This window comes from Pseudomonas sp. CM27 (assembly GCF_013179515.1).
GTDB lineage: Bacteria > Pseudomonadota > Gammaproteobacteria > Pseudomonadales > Pseudomonadaceae > Aquipseudomonas.
In genome coordinates, this window is record NZ_JABMCN010000167.1 from 8,076 (window position 1) to 13,423 (window position 5,348).

Consider the following 5,348-nt stretch of genomic DNA (forward strand, 5'->3'; position numbering starts at 1 on the left):
GCGCTACCGACGCCCCATCAAGGGCGCCTTGCTGGCAGCGCCACCAGACCTCGACGCTGATTGGCCAGCGCATTACCCCAGCCCGTCCAGCCTGGCAGAAAAGGGCTGGTCACCGTTGCCGCCAATGCCGCTGCCGTTCCCCAGCATCGTTGCGGCCAGCAGCAATGACCCCCTGGCCTCCTACGCCGCCGCCGGCGTACTGGCCGGTCGGTGGGGCAGTGAGCTGGTCAACCTGGGCGCCGTGGGCCACCTCAACCCGGCCTCCGGTTTCGGCCCTTGGCCGTTGGCCGAAGCGCTGATCCGCCGAATGGACAGTGCCCACCTGTAATAGTGCATGGACGCCCCAACCACGCCCGCGCAAGACGGGCTGGTTAAAAAACAATAACAATACGTGGAGCCATCGTAATGCCTGAACACCGCATTCACCGCGCCGTGAAGCCACAGCGCTGCCTGTTCGCCTGCGCCATCGGCTTGCTTGCGCTACCCGCCGCGCAGGCTTTCGAAGTCGATACTGGCAATGAAAGCTGGGCAGTGCGCTTCGACAATACCGTCAAATACAACTACGGCGTGCGTACCGAAAGTGCCGATAAGCGCATGCTGGGCACGCCCAACAGCAACGACGGCGACTACAACTTTCGCAAGGCCGGCAGCACTATCAGCAACCGGGTCGATCTGCTGACCGAACTGGACGTGGTGTACCACGGCAATACCGGGCTGCGCGTCAGCACCGCCAGCTGGTACGACAAGGCCTATGACAACGCCGGTTCCAACAGCAACCCGTTCGTCAATGGCAACGGCGACCAGTCGGGCATCAACCCCAGTCTCAACGGCCTGCCGGGTACCGGCGTGCCACTTGGCAGCCCGCACCTGAGCAATTATGCCCAACGCTACTACAGTGGCCCGTCCGGCGAAGTGCTGGATGCCTTCGTATTCATCAGCCGTGACGTGGGTGAGGCTTCGCAGGTCAGCGCCAAACTCGGCCAGCACAATCTGTTCTGGGGGGAAACGCTGCTCAACCCGGTGCACTCGCTGAGCTATGGTCAGTCCGGTCTGGACCTGGCCAAGCTGGCCGCCTCGCCGGGCACCGAGGCCAAGGAACTGTTCGTACCGCGTAACCAGCTGTCGACCTCCTTTCTGGTCAACGCTGAACTGAGCGTGGCTGCGCAGTACTTCTTCGACTGGGACGCCGCTCGCCTGCCTGAGGCTGGTACCTACTATGGTGGCGCGGATGTGGTAGGCGAGGGTGCGCAGAGCTTCCTGCTGGGGCACACCGGGACACCGGGGCTTATTCCGGTGCGCGGGGCGTTGACCACCCTTCGCCGTGGCCACGACCTGACGCCGGGCAAGCGCGGCGATTGGGGCGTCATGGCCAAATGGGCACCGGACTGGCTGGGTGGCACCCTTGGTTTCTACTACCGCAAGACCTCGGAAATCCTGCCCCAGGCCTGGCTCGACGCGCGCGGCATGAGCGTTGCCAACGGCCCGTTCGGCAACCCGCCGGGCAGCCGCCAAGGCGCGGTAGGAAACCTGTACAACTCGCTGCAGAGCCCGACCTACCAGTTCGCCTATGCCGACAACATCGATATCTATGGCCTGAGCCTTTCCAGGGATGTCGGCGGTATCAGCGTCGGCAGTGACCTGAACATCCGCCACAACATGCCGTTGGCGAGTATCCCGGCAATCGTCAGCGCGCCTGGCCAGGGCGGCCTGGGCGGCGGTTTCGGCCTGCTGCCCGCGCGCTTGCCCAGCAGCGGTGTGGTCTACGACGTGCCCAGGGATGGCGACAGCCTGAGTGCTACCGGCGACACGCTGCACTTCACCGTCAACGGCCTGATGACCATTGGCGACACACCGCTGTTCGACGCGGCAACCCTGCTGGGCGAGCTGTTCTACAGCAACCTGCTCAAGCTCGATAGCCACAATCAGGCTTTGTACAAGGGCAAGAGCAGCTATCGCGGCCTGGACAAGGCTACACGGGACAACTGGGGTATCGCCGTCAACTTCACCCCCACCTGGTATCAGGTGCTGCCGGGCATGGACCTGAGCCTGCCGCTGTCGATCAACGTGGGCATCGACGGTGTGTCGCCGGTGCAAGGCGGTGGCGCCGAGAACACTGGCAACTATGCGCTGGGCCTGAGCGCGGCCATCTACAACCAGTACTTCGTCGACCTCAAGTACGTCGACAGCTTCGGTCAGGCAAAGGCTTGCAAGGACGGCCAGACCGACGGCAGCACCCCCAACGCCCTGGATGGCGAACAGGATTACACCTGCTACGGCGGCGGCTACGCCTCCTTCTCCGGCGGTGGTGCCACCACCGAGGACCGCGGCGCCCTGTACCTGACCGTCAAGACGACCTTCTGAGTCATGTTTCCTAACGCCCATACAGGAAGACAACCATCATGAACTTCGTACCAACCCTGCTGGCCTCGTGCCTGTCACTGGCCGCCCTGAGCACTGCCCAGGCCGCTGTGTCCCCCGACCAGGCCGCACGCCTGGGCACCAGCCTGACCGCCATCGGCGCGGAAAAAGCCGGTAACGCCGATGGCTCGATCCCGGCCTACCAGGGCGGCCTGCTGACCCCGCCCGCCGGCTACCAGAGCGGCGCCAGCATGCGTCCCGACCCGTTTGCCAGCGACAAGCCGCTGCTGGTCATCGATGGCAACAACGCCGCGCAGTACAAGGACCAGCTCACCGCCACCACCCTGGAGCTGCTCAAGCGCTACCCCAGCTACCGTGTGGATGTGTTCCCGACCCACCGTAGCGTGGCGTTGCCCCAGGCGGTGCTCGACAACACCCGTAAAAACGCCACCGGTGCCCACAGCCAGGAAGGCGGTAGTGCAGTCGACAATGTGCTACCCGGCATCCCGTTCCCTATCCCGCAGAACGGTGCCGAAGCGATGTGGAACTTCCTGCTGCGCTACCAAGGCGTAAGCATGACTGCCAAATACGACTCATGGAACGTCGATGCTGCCGGCAAGCCCACGTTGTCGACCACCGGCCAGGCCAACATCAGTTACCCGATATACGAAGACATGAACAAGCCGATTGGCGCCAAGGACACCTACTACCAGATGAAACTGGTGTACACCGGGCCCGCGCGCCGTGCCGGCGAAGCCATGATGTTGCGTGATGCCGCCAACCCGCTGGTGCAGCCGCGCAGTGCCTGGCAGTACCTGCCGGGCCAGCGCCGGGTCAAGCTGGCACCCAACCTGGCATACGACACGCCCAACCCGGGCACTTCGGGCTCGGGTACCTACGATGACGTGTTCGTCTTCAACGGGGCGCTGGACCGCTACGACTGGACCCTGGTCGGCAAGCAGGAAATGTATGTGCCGTACAACACCTACCAGCTCACCTACAACACCGACGTCAGGCAACTGACCACGCCCAACCATCTGGCGCCGCAGTTCGTACGCTGGGAGAAGCACCGCGTGTGGGTTGTGGAGGGCAAGCTGAAGGACGGCGCACGGCACATCTACCACAAGCGCCGCTTCTACCTCGACGAAGACAGCTGGATCGCTTTGGCCTCGGACCAGTACGACGCCCGTGGCCAGCTGTACCGCGGGTCGTTCGCCTTCCTCACGCAGAGCTACGACAAGCAGACCCCGGATGCCACCCCGTTCATGATCCATGACCTGATCGGTGGCACCTATAACCTCAATGGCGTGGTCGGCGCCTATGGCGGCATCCGCTACATCGACCCGCTGTCGAAGACCCAATGGTCGCCCGAGTCGCTGGCCGGCAATGGCATTCGCTGAACCATGGAGCAGAGGTGGCCAATGTCTGTCTTCAAACGCTGCAGCGCACTGATGCTGGCCATGGCTGCGCTGCACGGCGCAGCCATGGCGGCGCCCTTTGCCGACGTGCTGGATGTGCCCGCCATGCCCAGCGCGCTGGTCGCCAGCAGCGCCTTGCGCGATGTGACCCTGGCCGGGCAGCGCCTGGTCGCGGTGGGCCCGCGCGGGCACATCCTGTATTCCGATGACCACGGCGCTCACTGGCAACAGGCCGAGGTGCCGGTCAGCGCTGACCTCAACGCCGTGAGTTTCGCCACGCCCGAACTGGGGTGGGCGGTCGGCCACGAGGGTGTGGTGCTGCACAGCCGCGATGGTGGTGGGCACTGGCAGCGGCAGCTGGACGGCCGCGCGCTGGCCGAACAGCTGCCGGCTGCGAGTGCCGACAATGCCTTGCTCGACGTGTGGTTCAGCGATGCCCGCAATGGTTACGCGGTGGGCGTGTTCAACCTGCTATTGCGCACCACTGACGGTGGCGCGCACTGGCAGCCGTGGCTGGACCACAGCGACAACCCGCAAGGTCTGCACCTGACCAGCCTGGCTGCGGTGGGTGACGACCTGTACATCACCGGCGAACAGGGCTTGCTGCTGAAATGGGACGGCAAGCGCTTCAGCCGCATTGCCACGCCCTACGCCGGCACGCTGTTCGGCGCTGTCGGCAAGCGCGGCGTATTGCTGGTCTACGGCCTGCGTGGTCACGCCTATCGCAGCACGGATGGCGGCCGGCAATGGCAGCCGGTCTCCACCGGCGTGAACAGCAGCCTTACCGCTGCCGGCATCGACCGTGACGGGCAGCTGTGGCTAGCCAGCCAGGCCGGCGAGCTATTGCTTAGCCAGGATGACGGCGCCAGTTTCAGCCCGGTGCCGCAAAGCGCCCGCAGCCCGGTGACCGCGCTCACCACCGATGCAGGCAACGGCCTGGTGCTGGTGGGCGAGCGGGGCGTACGCAACCAGGCCGGTAATCCCCCGTCGCACCCATAACCAGAGAAGACCCTGATGGCCGCTACCCGCCAAGATACCCTGCCGGTAATTCGCAACCTCGCTGACTTCGACCCGCGTTCGGGCAACGGCCTGGAGCGCCTGGTGTTCAATCACCGCCTGGCGTTCCTGCTGTGCATGCTGCTGGCTACCCTGGTGCTGGGCTTCATGGCCCTGACCCGTCTGGAGCTGCGGCCCGGTTTCGACAAGATGCTGCCGCAGAGCCACCCGTATATCCACAACTACCTGGAAAACCGCGCCTCGTTGCGCGGCCTGGGCAACGCGGTGCGGGTGGTGGTGGAGAACACCCAAGGCGATATTTTCGATCCGGGCTACCTACAGACCCTGCGCCACATCAACGACGAGCTGTTTCTCAGCCAGGGCGTGGACCGCGCCTGGGTCAAGTCGCTGTGGAGCCCCGCCGTGCGCTGGACCGAAGTCACCGAAGAAGGCTTCCAGGGTGGCCCGGTCATGCCCGACAGTTACCAGGGTGCGAGGGCAGACATCGAGCAACTGCGCCAGAACATCGAACGCGCCAACATTGTCGGCAGCCTGGTCGCGCGTGACTTCAGGTCG

General features: G+C 64.7%; 4 protein-coding genes and 1 pseudogene. All 5 read left to right on the forward strand.

Annotated elements, in window-relative coordinates; translation table 11 throughout:
- The coding region (locus HP547_RS19635; protein ID WP_172287136.1) for an alpha/beta hydrolase at positions 1 to 328 on the forward strand (328 nt) is incomplete at its 5' end.
- A 77-nt stretch (positions 329 to 405) separates the two neighbouring features.
- Complete coding sequence (locus tag HP547_RS19640) at positions 406 to 2,361, forward strand: DUF1302 domain-containing protein (protein WP_172287137.1); 1,956 nt, start codon at positions 406 to 408, stop codon at positions 2,359 to 2,361.
- Positions 2,362 to 2,399: 38 nt separating this feature from the next.
- Complete coding sequence (locus HP547_RS19645) at positions 2,400 to 3,758, forward strand: DUF1329 domain-containing protein (RefSeq protein ID WP_172228084.1); 1,359 nt, start codon at positions 2,400 to 2,402, stop codon at positions 3,756 to 3,758.
- A 21-nt stretch (positions 3,759 to 3,779) separates the two neighbouring features.
- Positions 3,780 to 4,775, forward strand: coding sequence for a YCF48-related protein (locus HP547_RS19650; protein WP_172228082.1), 996 nt, complete (start codon positions 3,780 to 3,782; stop codon positions 4,773 to 4,775).
- Positions 4,776 to 4,790: 15 nt separating this feature from the next.
- Positions 4,791 to 5,348: pseudogene (locus HP547_RS19655) on the forward strand (RND family transporter); the annotation flags it as partial.

Excerpts from the sequence above, each read along its gene's own strand:
- HP547_RS19640 (WP_172287137.1), top strand. The coding sequence starts at position 406 with ATGCCTGAACACCGCATTCACCGCGCCGTGAAGCCACAGCGCTGCCTG.
- HP547_RS19645 (WP_172228084.1), top strand. The coding sequence starts at position 2,400 with ATGAACTTCGTACCAACCCTGCTGGCCTCGTGCCTGTCACTGGCCGCC.
- HP547_RS19650 (WP_172228082.1), top strand. The coding sequence starts at position 3,780 with ATGTCTGTCTTCAAACGCTGCAGCGCACTGATGCTGGCCATGGCTGCG.